9 protein-coding genes are annotated in these 16308 nt (G+C 70.0%); 5 read left to right on the top strand and 4 right to left on the bottom strand.

The window, feature by feature from the left end:
* From VI078_01810 to VI078_01790, 5 genes are all read left to right on the top strand, one after another.
* A partial coding sequence (locus tag VI078_01810; GenBank protein ID HEY5998024.1) for a hypothetical protein occupies positions 1-4290 on the top strand: 4290 nt, incomplete at its 5' end.
* An 83-nt stretch (positions 4291-4373) separates the two neighbouring features.
* Positions 4374-6725: a hypothetical protein gene (locus VI078_01805; GenBank protein HEY5998023.1), complete on the top strand. Its 2352-nt coding sequence runs from the start codon at positions 4374-4376 to the stop codon at positions 6723-6725.
* A 217-nt stretch (positions 6726-6942) separates the two neighbouring features.
* Positions 6943-8526 (top strand): tetratricopeptide repeat protein, encoded by a 1584-nt coding sequence (locus VI078_01800; GenBank protein ID HEY5998022.1) that lies wholly within the window; start codon positions 6943-6945, stop codon positions 8524-8526.
* A gap of 176 nt (positions 8527-8702) precedes the next feature.
* Entirely contained in the window at positions 8703-9320 is a 618-nt protein-coding gene (locus VI078_01795) for a CDP-alcohol phosphatidyltransferase family protein (GenBank protein ID HEY5998021.1), read from the top strand.
* Positions 9321-9354: 34 nt separating this feature from the next.
* On the top strand, positions 9355-10509 hold the full coding sequence (locus VI078_01790; GenBank protein HEY5998020.1) for an SGNH/GDSL hydrolase family protein: 1155 nt from the start codon (positions 9355-9357) through the stop codon (positions 10507-10509).
* A 32-nt stretch (positions 10510-10541) separates the two neighbouring features.
* On the opposite strand, the gene VI078_01785 is transcribed toward VI078_01790, so the two are convergent.
* From VI078_01785 to VI078_01770, 4 genes are read right to left on the bottom strand one after another with little or no spacing between them, the layout of a single operon-like run.
* Positions 10542-11609: a radical SAM protein gene (locus VI078_01785; protein HEY5998019.1), complete on the bottom strand. Its 1068-nt coding sequence runs from the start codon at positions 11607-11609 to the stop codon at positions 10542-10544.
* Positions 11606-12670 (bottom strand): radical SAM protein, encoded by a 1065-nt coding sequence (locus VI078_01780; protein ID HEY5998018.1) that lies wholly within the window; start codon positions 12668-12670, stop codon positions 11606-11608. Before VI078_01780 ends, VI078_01785 begins: the two co-directional genes overlap by 4 nt.
* Entirely contained in the window at positions 12667-14484 is a 1818-nt protein-coding gene (locus VI078_01775; protein HEY5998017.1) for a tetratricopeptide repeat protein, read from the bottom strand. The genes VI078_01780 and VI078_01775 overlap by 4 nt, the downstream gene beginning before the upstream one ends.
* Positions 14484-16265 (bottom strand): tetratricopeptide repeat protein, encoded by a 1782-nt coding sequence (locus VI078_01770; GenBank protein ID HEY5998016.1) that lies wholly within the window; start codon positions 16263-16265, stop codon positions 14484-14486. The genes VI078_01775 and VI078_01770 overlap by 1 nt, the downstream gene beginning before the upstream one ends.
* Positions 16266-16308: the final 43 nt, after the last annotated feature.

The following is a 16308-nucleotide window of genomic DNA, read 5'->3' as shown; positions in this document are numbered from 1 at the left end:
CCGAGCACGGGACACGCGGGCCACTACAACACGTCGTGGAACGGTTCCCTTGCGGAGAAGCTGGCGGTGCAGCCGGCGGACACCGCGCTTGGCGGGTTCAAGCGGATCTGGAGCAAGGGGACTGCGGACGCCGACGGCGTGATGGTGGCGACGGCGTACAACGCGAGCTACCAGGTGCAGGCGACGAGCAGCGGCTGCAACGCGATCGACTGCCACAACAACAAGAACACGACGGTGACGGCGCCGAACGACTACCGCTGGTACGGCGCGAACCAGACCGGCTGCGTGATGTGCCACGTGGACGCGACGACCGAGTCCTCGCACGTGGCGCACACCTCGACGGCGACGCGGGCCGGCGGCGGGCAGATGACGTGCCCGACCTGCCACAACGCCTCGACGGCGTGGGGTATCCCGGGGACGCCCCCGGCGACCAACCACCTGAACGGGACGTTCGCGCTTGCCGGCGGGAGCGTGGCATTCACCTACCAGAACTACAACTATCCGTCGGTCAACGGGAACTGCGGGGTCAACGTCTGCCACAACAACGGCCGGGCGACGAACGCGGACTCGCCGTACACGTGGGGGACGACGATCGGCGGGACGAACTCGTGCGTGGAGTGCCACGGGAACACGGTGGCCTCGATGAACACGGGGGCGCACACGGCGCACCTGAACGCGAGCACGACCTTCGGTGATGTCATCACCTGCGCGGACTGCCACGGGCCCAGCCCGCAGACGGTCTCGACGCACGCCAACGGCACGCTGACCTTCAGCGGCGTGGCCTTCACGTACGGCAGCCCGGCGGACCGGCTCGTCCAGGCGAACGGCGGCAGCTTCGGGACGTGCGGCACGAACGTCTGCCACAACAACGGCCTGAGCGCCACGACCGGGACGCCGAACAACACCGCGTACAGTTGGAACACGACCCAGGTGAACTGCACGCTCTGCCACCAGGACGGCGCGAGCATGACCACGAACGCGCACAACGAGCACCTGCGGTTCGCGACGGCGCCGTGCACGGTCTGCCACGCGATCCAGACGGCCTCGACGCACATCAACCTGAGCGTCAACTTCACCGGCGCGCTGGTGACCTACTCGCTTGGCGCCTCGCCGGCCATCGGCGGCGCGGCCAACGGGTCGTGCCGGACGACGAACTGCCACAACAACGGGACCGCAGTGTCGGCGCTGTGGAACACCACCGGCGGCCTCGCCTGCGACGCGTGCCACTACTACGCGGCGTCGCCGACCTCCTCGGGCAACACGGCGTACGTGCCGCCGCTGTCGAGGAGCCACAACAACCACTTCGACAAGGGCAAGGTCTGCGCGACGTGCCACGGCACGCTGCCGACGTCCACGGCGCACATCAACTACTCGACCAGCACGGTGGACGCGGCGACGGCCACCTATGACGAGGCCGGCATCAGTATCACCGGCACGGTGTCGTACAACTACAGCACGACGGCGCGCACCTGCACGTCGACCGGGACCGGCCTGGGCTGCCACGCAACGGGCACGCCGGACTGGGACCTCTCCTTCAGCAACTGCACCACCTACTGCCACAGCAACACGACGACGGTGGGGCTCAACCCGCGGAGCGGTCTGCACAACAACGCCACCGTGCCGACGATCTCGCACGAGTCGCACGACGACGCCTTCTCGGGCACCGTGGGCAGCTGCACGAGCTGTCACAACGTCTCCACGGCCACGGCGCACGCCGACGGCGCGTTCGCCACGGATGTCGTGAGTCAGGCCTCGAACGAGTTCCACCTGAACTCCACGATGCGGACGGCCTTCAACGACACCGCGTTCAGCTGCTCGGGCGCGGGCGTCGGGGTGACGGGCTGCCACGATGGCGCCGGCGACGCCGGCTCGTGGGCGCGCATCTGGAGCACCGACTCGTACCTGGGCACCAATGACCCGACCCAGACGAAGTCCGAGTGCGGCGGCTGCCACGGGACCGAGGCCGCGGGCTGGAACTTCGGCACGGGCACGCACAACGCGACGGACAACAACGTCGAGCACAGCTACCACTGGAACACCACCGACACCGCGGGGAGCGTCATGACGCCGGGGCGGCACAACACCTGCAAGATGTGCCACGGCGTCAACGACACCGCGGACGCCCATCCGAACTACTCGCTCGGGGGGAGCTTCTGGCGCGCCCTCGACAGCCAGAGCTACCACGGCAACGGCAGCATCGAGATGAACGTCACCGGCGTGGGTTACGTGACGACGACCTACGGCTGCAACAACGCCGTGTGCCACGACTACCGCTCGGGGTACCGGATGGAGAGCTCGGCCTGGACGGTGGCCGCCCGGGACTTCGGCGGCGCGACCTGCCGGACCTGCCATGGCTACCCGCCGACCAGTCCCTCCGACCCCACGAACAACCTCCACGCGAGCGGGGTGGCGCCGGTCAACCACGATACGCAGGTGCTCGGGAACACGACGGCCCTCACCGACAACCACGACGAGTGCAGCTTCTGCCACGGCATGAAGGGCACGGGCGGCATCGCCAACCCGGCCTCGCCGTACGTCTACATGGCGACGAGCGTGCTCAACGGGCTGGACACCTACGGCGGGCACACGAACGGCAGCGTCGAACTCAACGGCGGCACGCCGAGCACGGCCAGCGCCAGCTACCAGACGTCGAGCGGGGGCTGCGCGAGCACGAAGTGCCATGGCAACGACGCTGCGCACCAGTTCGCCGCGGTGAACACCACGAGCGGCAAGAACCTGCTGCGGCTCGGCGCCGGCAAGTGCACGTCGTGCCACGACAACGTCAACAACACCAACGCGCCGCAGGTGGCCATCGGCGATCCGCACACCAAGCTCACCCGGAGCACGACCGCGGCCGGGTGCGACGACTGCCACCCGGGTGGCAACCGGGGCGCGACGCATTCGAAGAAGGGCGACGCCAACGTCGTCGCGATCAAGAACGCGTTCGGGAGCGCGGTGGCCGGGTGGACGCACTACAACCACACGGTCGACACCGGGGTCGTCGGCTACGTGCTCGGCGGCAACCAGACCTCGGGGACGACGGAGGCCGAGATCTGCTGGAACTGCCACGACTTCAACAAGAACGGCAGCCTGGCCGACGCGAACGAGGTCTCGGAGTGGGGCACGAACACCCAGACGAACGGCCTGGCGGCGTCCGCCAACTACAACTTCGGGACGATCAGCACGATGCGGTGGCGAGGGTCGACATGGAACAGCGCCCAGACGGCGTTCGCCTACAAGGTCGGGACGATCCAGTCCATCCACACGGCGAACACGGCCGGCGGCGCCGCGGTCAGCGGGTCGTTCGGCAGAATGACCGAGACCCCGGACGCCATCAGCCTGATCCGCTGCAGCTACTGCCACAACGTGCACTTCGGTACGAACGGCGGCGGCTCGACAATCGCCAAGCCGTTCCTGCGCGGCACCTGGAAGGGCAGCCCGTACCCCGAGGACGGCGCGCCCTTCAACAAGAACTACACGAACAAGGGCTTCGGGTCGCTGCCGCGCGGCGGCACGGCGTACACCGAGCAGGGCGGGTACTTCATCGACGAGAACAACCCGAACCTGGCGATCGGCAGCCGGCCGACCAGCACCAACAGCTGGGCGCTGGGGTCGAGCGCGGGCCTCTGCACGGCGTGCCACACCACCAACGTGAACACGATGGACTACGTCAGCGAGGCCTTCTGGTACGGGACGAACGGTCACGCCAACGCCGTGATCGGAGGCACCGGGACGTCCGGCACCGGCGCGGCTGACATCTTCGACTTCACGCACGGGCGGCCGATGGTGAACTTCATTTCGTCGAGGACGCCTACGGCATACAGCCAGGTGCCGGACCAGGGGTACCTCAACTGGAAGCTCAGGGCCTCGAGAGCGGGGTACGGATACCGTGGCTCGGGCGGCATGTACGCGCCCCGGTTTGCCGGCCAATACAACTACAATTCCTACAACTGGGGCGCGGTCCAGTCCTCGGTGAGCACCACGAGCTGGAACCAGAACCAGTACCATCAGTTCCCGTGCTCGAAGTGCCACAACCCGCACGCCTCGCGCCTGCCGAAGCTGCTCATCACCAACTGCCTCGACATCAACCACGCGGGGAAGACCACGAGCAACTCGAACGCCTGGGGCCCGAACAAGAGCGCGTCGCAGTCGCTCTACACGAACGCGACGCTGACGGACAGGAACAAGTACGCCCCCTACTGGGAGGCGGCAGACAACTGCCACCGCGCCAACGACGATCTCAAGAGCGGCGGCTGGAACAAGGTGTCGCCGTGGGGTGGCGCATGGTAACCCGCGGGCCGGCAACAAAAGGACGGATTCGGGGTACTACGATGCGGAATGAGACTGGACGCGGGATCCAGGGGGGAACGGCGATGAGAAGGTGGTGGCGAAGTGGGTTGCTCGGGGCGGCAGTTGTCGCGGCGCTCGCGGGTGCCCTCGCGGGACCGGTTCGCGCCGCCGTGCTGGTGAACACGGATTTCAGCCAGGAGTCGGCAGCGATCACCCGCGAGGGCGGGGAGGTCGGCGACCGGCGGGAAGGCACGGGCTGGCGGGCCAAGTCGGGGGGCATCCGGACCACGCCTCAGGGGAGAATCACCGTCGACCTGGCCAAAGCCGGGTTCAACCCGAAGGAGGGTACTCTCGACTTCGTCATCAAGCGGGCCGAGGAGGCCCCCTTCGAGACGTTGTTCACGTTGTACGATGCGCAGGGCGAGACGCTCTATGCGATGCTCTTCGACTGGAAGAGCACGGGCGGCTGGAACCAGCCGGCGCCGGCTATCCTGGGCGGGGGAACGTTCCGGACCTTCAGCCGCGCGGACGGCAAGCGCTGGGGCATGGCCTGGATTCCGCGGGTTCCGTTCCGCGTGGGCAGGGGCGGCACTTTCAGGCTGACGGTAACCTGGCAACAGGGCAAGAGGGATTCGCTCTACATCAATGGCAGGAAGATCAGGACCAACCAGGGTTCCGACGAGGGCCTCGGTCCCATCCTGGCAAAGGCCGCCACCATGGACTTGGGGGTCGAGTTCGGCGGTCGCACGTATTCCAATTCGATGCGCTCGGTGATCAAGGAGTTCCGGCTGCTGAACGTCGCGACCGGCAAGGAAATCGAGCCGCCGGCGGTGTCTGCCGTGCACCACAACGCCCGGAAGGTGGCCGGGTTCTCCGGCAAGCTGGTTGCGGGGGACACGGTGGGCGTCGTGCTCAAGGGGTCGAAGGGCGGGAACGCGACGTTCGACCTCGTGCACTATCCGGAGGTCGGCAAGAAGCTGGAGATCGACTGGCGCGGCTGGGGCATCTACAGCGGCGACAAGGAGGCGTTCGAGGAAGGCGAGGTCTGGCTGAAGAACGTCAGCGGGTACGAGGTGTTCATCGCGCAGACGCCTTTCGACCCCGCGGCCCCGGGCATGGAGCCGGCGGCGAAACTCGGGGTCGAGGAGCAGGTCTACACGCTCGAGACGCCGGAGGTCGACAAGCCGTACTACGTGTCGGTGGTCGCGCTCATGCGCGACGGGTCGCGGCGCCAGGTGATCACGCCGATCGTGAATCAGGCGCTCACGGAGACGGCCCCGGGAGTCTACACCGGCGAGTACAAGGTGGGTTGGCGGGACCGGTACGGGCGCGCTGCCCTCGTCGGGCGCCTTGTGGCGGACGGGATGACGGTGACGGCGACCAACGACTACCCGTTCGCGATGGACCCCAGTCTGAGGCTGGCGGTGACAACGGACCCGCAGGAGCTCAAAGCCGACGAGAAGTCGACGGCGCGGGTTGACGTGACCGTGACGAATGCCAACGGGACGCCGGTCCCTGACCACGACGTGAAGTTCATGCTCTTCACGACATCGCAGTACACGGGGATCGTGGGTGGCGGCGCGTTCACGGAGCAGGTCGGCGGCACGGTGAAGGAGATGCGGTTCGGCAAGACCGACCTCTTCGGCAAGGTGAGCGCCACGTACGTCGCGGGTTTCGCTGCGAAGACGGCAATTCTCGTCGCCCGCGACATGCTCAGCAACGACGTCGGCTCGGGCTGGGTGAAGACCTACATCACCGCGACGGCGCAGCTCGAGCTTCAGCCGGTCACGGTGGCGGCGGAGGCCGAGGGCTACGAGATCAAGCTCACGTCGAGCGATGAGTGGCTGACGGCGGACGGCAAGAGCACGGCGCGGCTGACCGCGCGGGTGACCCTCTTGGGCAAGCCGGTCGAGGGGCGGAAGGTGGACTTCGCGGTCGCCTCCGGCACGGGCTCGATCCGGGTGGTGAAGGACTTGACGGACCGCAACGGCGAGGCGCGCGCGGTGTACACCGCGGGCAAGAAGATCGGCCTGGTCGTCGTCACCGCCAAGGACGTCGCGGCCGGCATCAGCGACTCCGTCCAGATCGAGCTGCGCAGCGACGCCCCGGCAAAGATCGCCCTCAAGCTCGACCCGCAGACGCTGCCGGCGGACGGCCGCAGCCGCGCCGATCTTGAGGTCCTCGTGACCGACATCAACGACAACCCGAACGACGGCGTCGAAGTGGAGTACGCGATCGTCGAGGGGACCGGCGAGCTCAGGAGCGACCGTGGCCTGACGGACCGGAATGGTCAGACCGCCACCGAGTACGTCGCCGGAGAGACGCCGGGGCGCGTTTCGATCGAGATCACCGTGCGGTCGACCGTGCCGACGCCGGAGGAGATCGTGGCGGTGCAGGACAAGGCGCTCGCGGTCCCGGATTACCGGTTCTTCTAGGCGCGGGCAACGGGTGTGAGTCGGCCTCATGGCCGGTTGAGCGAAAGGGGGGAGACGATGAAGAAGACGAAGTATGCGAAGCCGATGGTGGTGAAGGGCTCGAACGTCCATCCCTGCTGACCAGGGGGCTGTTGAGTTCCCGGGCCGGCGGGCCCTGAGTCCGCCGGCCCTTTTTCGTGGCCGATCCTTGTCGCCGGCGCTCGTCCCGGCGACAATCGTGGCGCTGGCGCTGTGCGCCTACGTCAACTCGTTCCCGGGTGCGTTCATCGGCGACGACCTGGCCATAGTCCGGGATAGTCCGCTGGTGTGGTCGGCGGACTTGCCGACGATCGTCGCGGCCGACTACTGGGGCACGGGCGCCGGCAGCGGCCTCCACCGCCCGCTGACCATTCTCTCGTACGCCCTCGGCGCGCGGCTCTTCGGGCCTGCGCCGGTGTTCTTCCATCTGGTCAACGTCCTGCTGCACGCCGGGGTGGCCGTTCTGACCTCCGTCGTGCTCGTCGCCGCCGGCGTCCCGCTGGCGCTCTCGTGGCTTGCCGGAGCGCTCTTCGCTGTCCACCCCGTCCATACTGAGGTCATCGACATCGTCACCGGGAGGGCAGAGCTGCTTGCCGCCCTCTTCGTGCTTCTCGCGGCCCGGTCGGCGTTGCGCCGGGGGCGTCTCCACCGGGTCGTCGCCGCTGCATGGTACACGCTCGCGCTGCTGTCCAAAGAGAGCGCCGCGACGTTCCCCGCGCTGCTTCTGCTCCTGGACGTCTTCGGCACTCGGGAGCGCAGGGCGGTCGCGCGGGAGCGCTGGCCCCTGTATGCCTTGCTGTGCGTGGTGACCGCATGCTGGCTGGCGTTTCGGAAATGGGCGCTCCTCTCGGGGTCGCTGCCCCGGAACCTCCCGGACCCGGTCGACAACCCGTTGGTCCTCCTGGACCTGCCCGCACGGGTGTTGACGGCGCTGAAGGTCCAATTCCTCTACGCGGTGCGGCTGGCCGCGCCATTGCGCCTGGACGCTGCGTTCGTGGACACGATGATCGGCCCGGTCTCCCGCGCCGGTTCGGTGCAGGGGCTGGCCGTGGCCGCCGGGGCGATCGCGGCGGTCGTCGCCATCGTGGCGGGGTGGCGGCGGCGGCAGGCCTGGGCCCTCGGCGCGGTGCTCCATTGCGCGGCCTTCGCGACGACCGCGAACCTGCTGGTGGTGACCCCGTTCCTCATGGCCGAGCGCTTCGCCTACCTACCTTCCGTGGGTTTCTGCCTGCTCCTTGCAGCCGTCCTGCTCGCGGCGACTCGCTGGCTCGGCCGGGCACGGGCGTTGGCGGCCACCGCAGCGGTCGTCGCTGCTGCGCTTGTGCTCCTGACCGCGCGGACCGCGATCCGCAACCGGGATTTCGCCGATGGCATCACACTGTGGACCGCCGAGACGGGAAGGGAGCCGGGCAACGTCAGGAGTTGGCTGTTCCTGGCCGGGGCCTACGCCGACGCGGGCGAGCGCGGGCGCGCGGAGCGTGCGTTGCGGCGCGCGCTGGAGGTCCGCCCGGGCTTCACCGACGCCCGTCTCGCGCTGGGTTTCCTGCTCCTCGAAGCCGGGAGGCCCGTGGAGGGCATCCGCCGCTTCGAAGAGGTGATGGAACGGATCCCCGGCGTGAGTCCCCTGGCGATGCTGGGGCTCGCCAGGGGATACATCGACCTGGGAATGCTCCCGGAGGCCGCGCGGTGGCTGGAGTCGGTTCCGGAGTATTTCCGGCACATCGACGCGTACCGGGACGTCGCCGAGCGGCTCGAGGCGGCGGACGGAAGGGCGAGGCGATGAACGGGGAACGTGAAAGTCTCCCCTGGCGGCGAGGGCGCGACGGCACCTGGAGGCTTTCGAGCGGGCCGCATCCGAGGACCAGCCTTCCGGGGGCGCGGTGACCGCCGAGAAGTCGAGTTCTTCAGGCGGCGATTGGCCTTGATGGTCGAACGTCGTTTCCTTTATCCTCGCCCGACATGGTCAAGAATGCCGCCAACCTCCTGGTCCTGCTCCGGACGGTCCTGGTTTTCCCCACGCTGGCCGCGCTGAGCGCCGAGAGCGAGACCCTGCGGGGACTCGGGGTGGCCCTTCTCGTGGCGGTCTTCCTGCTCGACGGGGTCGATGGGTGGGTGGCGCGGCGCCTGCGCACCTCCACGCTGACCGGCGGGCTTCTCGACACCCTCGGCGACCGCATCACGGAGAACCTGCTCTTCGTCTTCTTCGCCTGGAAGCGGCTGGTCCCGCTCGCGGTGCCCCTGGTCTTCATCGCTCGCTCGTTCGCCTCGGACTTCGTGCGCAGTCTGCTCTACCGGCGCGGGGTCGGCACCTTCGGCATCAACACCTCGCGCCTCGGGCGGCTCCTCGTGGCATCGCGGACGTCGCGCGCGGCCTACCTCGCCGGCAAGTTCGCCGTCTTCCTCCTCGGCGGGGTCCTGCTCTGGCGGGAGCCGGCCGCCGGCGGTCCCGGGGCGGGCGTGTGGCTGCGGCCGGTGTTGTGGTGGGCGGCGCTCGCGGTGACGGCAGCGAACGTCGTGCGTTTCGCGCTCCTGGTCTACGACAGCCGGGAGGTGCTCCGGGAGGAACTCCGCGCCTGAGGCGGACGCGCCGGGGCGGAAGGGCGGCATTTCGATGTCGGGCGATCTCAGCAAGAACATCCTCCTGTCGGTCTGCTCGCTCGTCGTCCTGCTCGGGACGGCGGAGGCGCTGTGCAGGTTGAAGTACTCACCGGAGCGGCTTCGCGACGAAAGTCTCTTCGAGTACGACCGGGACAAGATCTACCGGCTGCGGCGCGGCGTCCGGAAGTACTTCGCCGGGATTGACGACGTCACCATCAATTCGTCCGGCTTCCGGGGTCCGGAGGTCTCCCAGGAGAAGCCGGCCGGCACGACCCGGATCGTCGTCCTCGGCGACTCGGTGTCCTTCGGCCACGGGGTGCCGGACGACGCGCCCTATCCGCGCGTGCTGGAGCATCTGTTGAACGGCGGGGGCGCCCCGGGGAAGCACGAAGTGCTCGACCTGGGGGTCCCCGGCTACTCGATCTTCCAGGAGTACCAGGACTTCAAGCGTGCCCTCGCGTTCAAGCCGGACCTCGCGATCCTCCAGTTCAACCTCAACGACGTTCTCGAGCCGTACGCGTATTTGAGGAGGTTCGGGGGGGCGGGCGAGATGCCGACGATGCCGGATGTCATCGACGGCCCGTACTACCACTACTTCCTGTCGGGGCACAGCGCGCTGTACCTGTTCCTGCGGGATGTGATCGCGAGTATCGAGTTCCTGGAGCCCTCGGGCGAGCGGCTGCAGCGGGAGGCGAGGCGGCGCGAGACCCTCACCGAGGAGAACCTCGTCTTCAGGGCGGACCTCCCGGAGGTCGAGCGGGGGTGGCGCGACTACCTGACGTGGCTGGAGAAGCTGGCGGCCCTGGCCGGCGCGCAGCACGTGCCGCTCGTCGTGCTCGCGTCGCCGCGGGATTTCCAGCTGGTCTACGTCGCCCGGGTGGATTCGCCGCAGGAGATCCTCGGAGGTTTCTGCCGGAAGCACGGGATCACGTTCGTGGATCCGCTCCCCGACTTGCGCAGCGACTTGAGCAAGGCGCTCGGTGTGGCCGGCGGCGGCTCCGGCATCGTCGAGATCACGGCGGTCATGGAGGCGGCGCGGGAGCGCCCCGAGGAGGTCGCGCGGTTCTGGGGTTCCCTCTTTCTCGACGAGAACCACCCGAACGTCGCCGGCCATCGCTACCTGGCGCGGGAACTCTATCCCCAGGTGTTGCGGCTGCTGGCGCCCTGACGCGCCTGGTGCCGCGGTCCCTCGCGGCGCTTTCAGGTCAACGCCGCCCGCAGGAGCGAGCCGCCGATGGCGCTGAACGCGTTGCAGGGGCTCCAGCAGGCCGGGCATCCGCCGCTCGAGCACTGCCGGTGCAATGCCCGGGCCGCCGCCGTACCCCACAGGTCGCGCAGGCCCCCCTCCAGCGAACGCACGTTCGCCAGGACCCTCGGGAAGACGACGCACGGGTAGAGGTCGCCCGCCGGGTCGAGGAAGCAGGTCACCGAGAGCGCCTGGCAGCGCAGCGGGCTGCGGCGCTCGGCGAGGTAGCGCTGGTAGAGACGCAGGTAGCGCCGGCGCAGGGCGTTGTTCACGCTGGGGCGGTCGCGGTCCAGCGCGAGAATGGCGTCGATCTCGCGGAACAGGGCGGTGTCATCCGGCGGGGCCATCCCCTCGTTGCCGTAGTAGTGGCCCGAGGTCTGGAAGACGTTCACGTTGACGTCGTCGAAGCGCAGGGCCGGCCACGCCGAGCGCAGCGCCTCGTACGCGGCCGCGAATCGGCCAAGGTTGTCGGCGCAGATCGTGTAGCCGACCTGCGCCTTGACGCCGCGGACCGATTTGGCGGCGACGAACGTTGCGGCGGCGCGCTCCCAGGCACCCGCCTTGCCGCGGATGCGGTTGTGGACATCGGGCGGTCCGTCGACGCTCACCGTGAGGACCACGCGCAGGCGGGGATGGCGCCGGCGGACGTGTTCGAGCAGCGCGAGCGCCGCCTCGCGGAGCTGCCCGTTGGTGTTGATCTGGATGGTGTCCAGGGTGCGGCAGCGGGCGGCGGCGTCGACGATCGCCGCGAGGTCGGGGCGCAGGAGCGGCTCCCCGCCCGTGAGGCCCACCCAGCGGAAGCCGTCCGTGCGGCGGAAGAAGTCGTCGGCCTGCGCCGGCGTCAGCTCCCCGTCCGTCGGCGCGCGACGCCAGATGTTGCACGTCCGGCAGCGCAGGTTGCAGCGCCAGGTGACCGCGAACGAGAGCGTCGTCGGGTGGCGCAGGCGCCGGAAGTTCGAGGCCGCGACGGCGCCGAGCAGCCCGAGACTCCTGCGAATGCGGTCCACATGCGGCGTTCTCATCGCCGGGGTCTGCCGAGCGCCGCGCGCACGAGCGAGCCGCCGATGGCGCTGAAGGCGTCGCAGGGATTCCAGCACCCGGGGCACTGGTCGTGGGAGCACTCGAAGGCGATGCGGTGCGCCTGCTCGGACGACCAGGCCTGCTCCAGCGGCGCATCGAGTTCCCGGACGTTCAGGAGACGCCTCCGGTAGACGGCGCAGGGGTAGAGGTCCCCGGACGGGTCGACGTAGCACGTCGAGGAGAGCGCCTGGCACGTGAGCGGGCACCGGCGGGTCCGGGCGAAGCTGTCGTGGAGGCGCAGGTAGCGCCGCCGCAGGAAGTTGTGGATCGAGGCCTCCCCGCCGTCGAGGGCCAGGATGCACTCGATCTGCGCGGCCAGCAGCCCCGGGTCGGGCCGCGGGACCTCCAGGTTCTCGTAGTAGAAGGAGGAGCGCTGGAAGATGTTGACGTTGACGTCGTCGAAGCGCAGGGCGGGGAAGGCGGCGCGCAGCGCGCCCAGGGCGTCCTCGAACCGGCCGACGTTGGCGTGCGAGAGCGTGAAGCCGACCTGCGCCTTGACGCCCGGCGTCGCCTTCAGCCGCGTGAACGTGGCGACCGCCGCGTCCCAGGCGCCGCTCCTGCCGCGGATCCGGTCGTGCAGCTCGCGCGGCCCGTCGATGCTGACGGTGACGACGACCGGCAGGCGCGGCAGGTGCCCGTGGATGCGTCCGACCGCCGCGACGGCGCGCTCTCCGAACGACCCGTTCGTCGCGAAGTGGATGGAACGCAGGCGGCGCGAGTGGCGGCAGACGCTGTCGATGATCTCCGGCAGGTCCTCGCGCAGGAAGGGCTCGCCCCCGGTGATGCCCACCCAGTAGGCGCCCGTCGCGTGCCGGAAGAACCGGTCGATCTCGGCGGCGTCCAGCTCGCGGCCGGCCGGCGTCTTGCGCCAGATGTTGCACATCGCGCAGCGCATGTTGCAGCGGTAGGTGACCGCGAACGAGATCTTGAAGGGATGGGCCAGCCGGCGGAAATTCGACGCGAGGATCGAGCCGAGGAAGCGCAGGTCGGCGCGGGTCGTCACCGTGCGTCCCCCGCGGCTGCGTTCCGCCCGAGCACTTCCCGGACCTCGGCGAGGTGCCGGCGCGCGGCGTCGAGGCCGGGTGCGATGCGGAGGACCTCCGCGAAGCGGTCCGCCGCCTCCGCGGGTCGGCCGGCGCCCTGGAGGGCGATCCCGAGGTTGAAGAGAGCGCGGTGATCGCCGGGAGAGAGGGCTGCCGCCGCGGAAAGGGGCGCGAGCGCCTCCGCCGGCCGGCCCAGCCGCAGCAGCGCCACGCCGAGGTTGAAGGCGACCTCGCTCGAGCGCGGGTCGAGCCTTCGGGCCTCCTCCAGGAACGGCAGCCCCTCTTCGATCCGCCCCGTGCTGCCGAGGGCTACGCCCAGGGCCGCCCGCACCCGCGCGCTCGGGTCGCCGAGGGCGATGGCTTCCCGAAACGCCTCCGCGGCCTCCTCGAACCGGCCGAGGTTGTCGAGCACCAGGCCCGCGTTGTAGATGATCTCGCCGTCCCCGCGGGCGGCCAGGCGCGCCGCTCGGGCGTGCTCCAGCGCCCCGTCCCGGTTTCCCTTCTGGAGGAGGGTGATCGCGAGGTTCCACTGGGCGATGCCGCTGTCCGGCGCGACCTCGACGGTTCGGGAGAGGAGCGTCTCGTCGTCCCGCCAGTACGAGAGTTGCCGGCTCTGCATTGCAGCGAGCATGGCGATGCCGGCCACGCAGGCGGCGGCGATGGCGAGCCGTCGCCTGTCCGTCGCGCCGCCGAGCGCCGCGCCGAGCGCCCCCGCCGCGAGCAGCAGGATGCCGATCCCCGGCACGTAGACGAGGCGGTCCATCACGATCGTGACACCCGCCTGCACGAACCCCGAGACGGGCGCGAGCGTCGCGAGGTACCAGAACCAGCCCGCGAGTACCCAGGGGAAGCGGTGCCGCTCGCGCACGGCCCACCACGTGGCCGCGGCAACGAGGCAGGGCGTGAGGAGCACCAGCCAGAGCGGGTAGGGGTGCTCGCGGATCGGGTAGATGAAGGCGAGGTCGGCGGGCCGCAGCAGCATGCCCAGGTAGAAGAGTGGCGCGACCAGGCCGTGGGCGAGCCGGGAACCGAGGCCGACGATCGCCAGGCCCGTGACATGGCTCTTCTGGGTCAGGAGATACACCGCGGCGACCGCGGCGCCGACGGCGGCGAAAGGGAACTTCGCGGCGGCCAGCGCGGCCGGCCGCTCCGACCGCCAGCGCCCCAGCGGCCAGAAATCCAGCAGCAGCAGGAGTACGGGCAGCAGGACCAGCATCGGCTTGGCCAGGACGCTCGCCACGAAGAGAGCGAGCGCGCCGGCGGCGAAGCCGGCGCGGGGCCGGCGGGTCCAGGCGACATACGCGTGGAGCGACAAGAGCGCGAGGAAGGTCGAGAGGACGTCCTTGCGCGAGGAGATCCATGCCACCGCCTCGACGCCGGCGGGGTGCACGGCGAAGGCCGCGGCCACGAGGGACGCAGGCGCGATCCTGCCGGTCAGCCGCGCCAGGAGCAGCAGCAGCAGGACGGCGTTGCCGGCGTGCAGGAGCCCGTTCGTGCCGTGGGAGAGTCCGGGGCTCCCGCCGGCCACCAACTGCTCGATGCTGAAGGAGAGCCAGGTGACGGGGATCCAGTAGCCCTCGTGGACGGAGAAGAGGCCGCCCGGCGTCTGCCCGCCGACGCTGCGGGCGAGAGGGTTCTGCGTGACGAGGGCGCGGTCGTCGAGCAGGTTGTACGGGTAACGCGTCGCCGGGAGGTAGAGGATTGTCGCCGCGGAGAAGACCAGGAGGCAGGCGACGAGGAGTCGCCGTCGGTCCGTCGTGCGCGGCAGGTGCATCAGGGCGCGCTCCAGCGCTGCACGTCCGGGTGCCCCCCGCGGTTTTGCAGGAACTGGTCGACGTAATCCGGCCCATAGCCGAGCCCCTCGAGGACGACCTGGAGGTTGTGGCGGGCCCCGGGGAAGTCGGGGCGGTAGCGGAGAACCTCCGAGAAGTGCGCCGCGGCCTCCTCCCACTCGCCGGCCTGCGCGATGAGCACCCCCCGCTCGAAGTGCGCTTCGACGAAGTCGGGCCGGTAGGCGATGGCCGCCCGCAGGTGCAGGGAGGCCGATGCCACGTCGCCCTGTCTCGCCTCCAGCAGGCCGAGGGAGAAGTTCGCCATGACGAAGGGAGGGAAGAGCTCGGCTGCGCGGGCGTACTCGGCCGCCGCCTCCCGGTCCCGGCCCTCGCCCGCGAGCCGCAGACCGCGCTGGAAGTGGCGCTCGGCGCGCGCCGGGACGAGCGCGGCCGCCTCGCGGTACTGCTGCAGCCCTTCCTCGTCGCGCCCCTGGCGCATGAGGTATTGGCCGAGGTTCACGTGGGCCACCCAGTTCCCGGCCGTCACGGCGATCGCCCGGCGCGTCAGGGTCTCCGTGTCCCGCCACGAACCGACCTGCCCCCGTGCGAGCGCGGCGCAGAGGAGCGCGACCAGGACGCCGGCGGCGGCGAATGCGACGCGCCTGCCGGCGGATCGCGACGCAAGGTCCGCGCCGCCCCACGCGAGGAGCACGAAGATGCCCACGAGCGGAAGATAGGTGTACCGGTCGGCGCGGGCCTGCATCCCGACCTGGACGATGCCGATCACCGGCAGCAGCGTCACGAGGTACCAGAGCCATCCCGCCAGGAGGAACGGCCGCGCGCGACGCTGGCACAGCGCCAGCAGCGAGCACCCCGCGAGGAGCGCGACCGCCCCGCCGATCGCGGCGGGCGGGACGCCGTCGATGGGATACGGATAGTAGAACGCGAGGTTCCGGGGGATGACCATGTCCCTCAGGTAGGCCGCGGCGCTCGTCGCCGCGTTCGCCAGGCGCAGCGGCAGCGGGAGCACCGTCAGCGTGGCCACCGTCTTTCCCGCGACGGCCTGCGCCGCGACGGTCGCGACGGCGCCGGCAGCCGCCAGCGCGAACAGGGGCAGCTTCTCCCGCAGGAGCGGCGCCGCGCCGCGGTCATGGAGCCTTCCGAGGGGCCAGTAGTCCAGGATCAACAGCACGAGGGGGAGGGTCACCACCATCGGCTTTGTCATCAGCGCGAGGCAGAAGACGAAGATCAGGACGAGGTAGCGCGCCCTGGCGGGACGGCGAACGAAACGCTCATACGCGGCGATCGTGAGCATCCAGAAGAGCGCCGACAGCACGTCCTTGCGCTCCGAGAGCCACGCCACGGACTCGACGTGCAGGGGATGCACGGCGAAGAGCGCGCCGACCAGGACGCCGGGCCAGACCCTCCCGGTGAGCCGCCCGAGGACGATGACGAGCGCGAGCGATGCCGCCAGGTGCGCCACGAGGCTCGTGAGGTGATGCGCGCCCGCGTCGAGCCCGAAGAGTTGCACGTCCAGCATGTGGGACAGCCAGGTCAGCGGGTGCCAGCTCCCGCCCTCGAGCGCGGTGAAGGCCCAGCGCAGTCCCGCCAGCGTCAGGCCGCCACGCACCATGTCGTTGTCGCGGACGTAGATGCCGTCGTCCCAGTCGAGGAACTCGTGGCGCCCGATCGGCCAGAACGCGGCCAGCGCGAGGATGGCGATCCCCGCGACGCCGAGGACCCGGGCACGTCGGTCGGAGGGGCGGGCAGCGGCGGGCGGCATGGGCGCAAGTATAGCGAATGCCGGGCGGGCCGGCCCGTGCCCC

Source organism: bacterium (genome assembly GCA_036524115.1).
Lineage (GTDB): Bacteria > JAUVQV01 > JAUVQV01 > JAUVQV01 > DATDCY01 > DATDCY01.
This window is presented reverse-complemented; position numbering and strand designations above follow the sequence as displayed.